5 protein-coding genes are annotated in these 3,441 nt (G+C 58.4%); all 5 read right to left on the minus strand.

Annotated elements, in window-relative coordinates:
* Positions 1–205, minus strand: a 205-nt coding sequence (locus VN887_09905) for a tryptophan synthase subunit beta (GenBank protein HXT40325.1), incomplete at its 3' end; no start/stop codon positions are given.
* Positions 206–280: 75 nt separating this feature from the next.
* Complete coding sequence (locus VN887_09910) at positions 281–919, minus strand: phosphoribosylanthranilate isomerase (GenBank protein HXT40326.1); 639 nt, start codon at positions 917–919, stop codon at positions 281–283.
* 84 nt (positions 920–1,003) lie between these two features.
* Positions 1,004–1,816, minus strand: a complete 813-nt coding sequence (trpC, locus tag VN887_09915; GenBank protein HXT40327.1) for an indole-3-glycerol phosphate synthase TrpC — start codon at positions 1,814–1,816, stop codon at positions 1,004–1,006.
* A 57-nt stretch (positions 1,817–1,873) separates the two neighbouring features.
* A protein-coding gene (prfB, locus tag VN887_09920; GenBank protein ID HXT40328.1) for a peptide chain release factor 2 occupies positions 1,874–3,017 on the minus strand; the annotation gives its coding sequence in 2 pieces (ribosomal slippage) (positions 1,874–2,947 and positions 2,949–3,017; 1,143 coding nt in all).
* A 178-nt stretch (positions 3,018–3,195) separates the two neighbouring features.
* Positions 3,196–3,441: PEP-CTERM sorting domain-containing protein (locus tag VN887_09925; GenBank protein HXT40329.1), on the minus strand; the 246-nt coding region annotated here is incomplete at its 5' end.

Here is a 3,441-nt window from a genome sequence, read left to right on the forward strand (position 1 = left end):
CAAAGTAAAGCGGCGTCGGCCGGCCGCAAAATTCCTTCAGGTAGTACTCGAACTCGCGCTGGAACTCAGGATCTTTCTGCGCGCGGTGATACTCGTCCTCCAACTCCCGCAACGCATGCATCAACGTTTCGGGCACAAAACGCCCGCCATACGGACCGAAGTGACCCTCGAGATCAGGAAGGTTTTGACTGGCAACTGCGTTCATGTAGGCAGGCTAAACAACAACGAGTGGATTAGAAAGTCAGAAAGTGGGCGATCCACGATACTCTCTCCGACCAGGTTACTTTTCCACTTGCTCCGCCGCTGCCTTTGCAGCTGCGACAAATTTCCACATCTTCGAGGGGTCTTTCTTCCCCGGCGACGATTCCACTCCGCTGGAAACATCCACGGCGTAAGGCTGTGCTTTGCGCACGGCGTCGGCGACATTCTCCGGTGTTAATCCTCCGGCGAGGATGATCGGCCGCCCAAGTTTCTTCGCCTCGACAGCGAGGCCCCAGTTGAACGTTGCGCCCGAGCCGCCCAGCTTGTCCGGCACGTAACCGTCCAGCAACCACGCGTCGGTCCTGTAAGCCGGGAGCATTCGAAGTGAGTCCGGGTTTTGGATCCGAAACGCCTTATAGACTTTGAGCGGCGAAAATTTCCCACAGAACTCCGGCGGTTCGTCGCCGTGAAATTGCAAAGTGTCGAGGCCGCACCCAGCGACGTGTTTCCGAACCACTTCTTCGGCTGCGTCCACGAAGACGCCGACTTTTGCAACGAACGGCGGCAATTGGCGGGCGATCTCGCGGGCAGTTTCGAGAGAAACACTGCGCGGACTTTTTTCGTAAAACATGAAACCGAGCGCGTCCGCGCCGGCGTCCACAGCCGCCAATGCGTCGTCGAGACTGGTAATCCCGCAGATTTTCACCCGCACGCTCATGCCGCCAGTGTCGTTGAAGCGCGAAGCGCCGCCAACTACGAAATGACCGGCCGGGGCCGGCCACGGGCGAGGCATCCGGCGGAATCACGCCAGATCGAGACCCAGCAGTTCTCCGATCTTCACCTGGACATTGCCGCCGCGCATGAGCGATTCGCCCACGAGAATCGCGTCCGCACCCGCCCGCTTGAGCCGGCGAACGTCGTTGCGGGTGTTGATGCCGCTTTCGGCGACCAGCAATTCTTCCTTGCCGTTTGAGGTGGCACGCATTCTCGCCGCCAGCCGTTCGGTGGTGGCGAGGTCCACCTTGAACGTTTTGAGGTCGCGATTGTTTGCGCCGATGAGTGATGCGCCAACTGCCAGCGCCCGCTCCAGCTCGGATTCGTTGTGGATTTCCACCAATGCGGCCACACCTGCTTCGGTTGCGATCGAATGAAACTGTTTCAACTGATTGTCCGTCAGGATCGCCACAATCAGCAGGACCGCGTCTGCGCCCCATTCAACGGCTTCCAGAATCTGTCGTTCATCGATGATGAAATCCTTGCGCAGCAAGGGTAGTTTCACCGCTGCGCGAATCTGGCGGAGGTGATCGAGCGATCCCTGGAAAAACTTCTCGTCGGTCAACACCGACAGACAGCTCGTTCCCGCCGCTTCATATTCCCGGGCGATCCGGACCGGATCAAAATCGGGACAGATCACGCCGGCTGATGGCGACGCCTTTTTAACCTCGGCGATCAGCGCGATGTCGCCGCATCGGGGTTTGCGCAGCGCTTCGATAAAATCACGCCGCTCACCGCGTTCGAGCAAGGCGTCGCGCAGGTCACCCGCCGCGATGATGCGCGACGGCAGCCGCGTGATTTCCCGGCGCTTCTGCTCAACGATGGTGTCCAGAATGTTCACGATTCGGCTTGCTGCAGTGGTCAATTGCGACAACTGACCAGAGGCGACAGATTACGTTCATTCCTCGTCATCCTTGATTCCCTGTATCCGCTTCGTCGGCCCGCCCACGCGAAGCCATCCGTTCACGAACTCGTCAAGGTCGCCGTCCATCACGGTCTGCACATTGCTGGTCTGAATGCCGGTCCGGAGGTCTTTGACCATGCGATAAGGCTGAAAGACGTAGCTGCGAATCTGGTTGCCCCACGACACGCTGCCCTTCTCGCCATAAAACCGCTCCAGCTCCGCGCGCTTCTGGTCCTCGCGCAACGCGTAAAGTTTCGAGAGCAACAGCTTCATCGCTGCCGCCTTGTTCTGCATCTGCGAGCGCTGCGCCTGTGACGCCGCCACCATGCCCGTCGGGAGGTGCGTGACGCGTACGGCCGTTTCCACTTTGTTGACGTTCTGACCGCCTTTGCCGCCGGCGCGGTAAGTATCAATTTGCAGTTCGTTGGGCGGAACAACGAGTTCACCCTGTTGTTCGATTTCCGCGATCACGTCCACGCTGGCAAAGCTCGTGTGCCGGCGCTTGTTGGAATCAAACGGCGAGATGCGCACCAGGCGATGCACGCCCCGTTCGGCCTTGCAAAAGCCGTAGGCGTTTTCTCCCTTGATGAGCATCGTGACGCTTTTGATGCCGGCCACTTCGCCCGCGAGCGCATCGGTGACCTCGATTTCCCAGCCGCGCCGTTCGCACCAGCGTTGATACATCCGCAACAGCATGTTCGCCCAGTCGCACGACTCCGTGCCGCCCGCGCCGGCGTTGATGCCCAGGATGCAATTGTTCTTGTCGTGCGGACTGCCGAGCAGCACGCGCAGCTCCAGCGCGTCGAGTTCCTTGCTGAACCTGGCAAAGTCGCGATCAAGTTCCTGCTGATGCTTGAGCTGTTCCGCCTCCGGTTCAGCCTCGGCCAGCTCGACCATGACCCGAAAATCATCGAGTTGCTTTTCAGCAACCAGGAGGGGATCGATTTTCCTGCGGAAGGAACCGGCCTCGTCGATCAGCTTCTGCGCCTGCTCGCGATTGTTCCAGAACGTGTCTCTGGCCATCTCGGCGTCGAGTTCGCCGAGTCGCTTCTGCACTTTGGCGACGTCAAAGAAACCTCCGCATGTGGGCGAGTTTCTCACCGGCCGTCGTCAACTGTGCTTTAATGGCATCAAACATATGAGAGTTGAGATACTGTTGAATCATCCGAAACGCAAAGGGAAATTGCGAGTGCTTCATTTCCTTCTCGACCGCACGCCGAACCCGTGTCGGTCGCCGTGTGGGCTCGTCCCGGGCCCTATCCGGCTTGACCACGAACACCGGCATCCTTCGTAGTCTTTGTTGAGGTTCACTTGAATCACAGGCGAACAAAAAGCAACGGCAGGCCAAACAAGAGAAGCCATAACGAACCCGGCTCAGGAACCACGAGCGACAGGCTGAAGGATTGAAGGCCGGTCAATGGCCCGGGAGGAGTGTGATCTTTCTTCGAAAACGTGGATAGGGCTTTCCAAGTTTTTGTTGATGTTAGTTTAAGTGAAATGGTTTTCAAATTCCACAGGGGATTGGTAGCCCAAGGCGCTGTGGAGCCGCTTAGGGTTATAAA

This window comes from Candidatus Angelobacter sp., from assembly GCA_035607015.1.
Taxonomy (GTDB): Bacteria; Verrucomicrobiota; Verrucomicrobiia; order Limisphaerales; family AV2; genus AV2.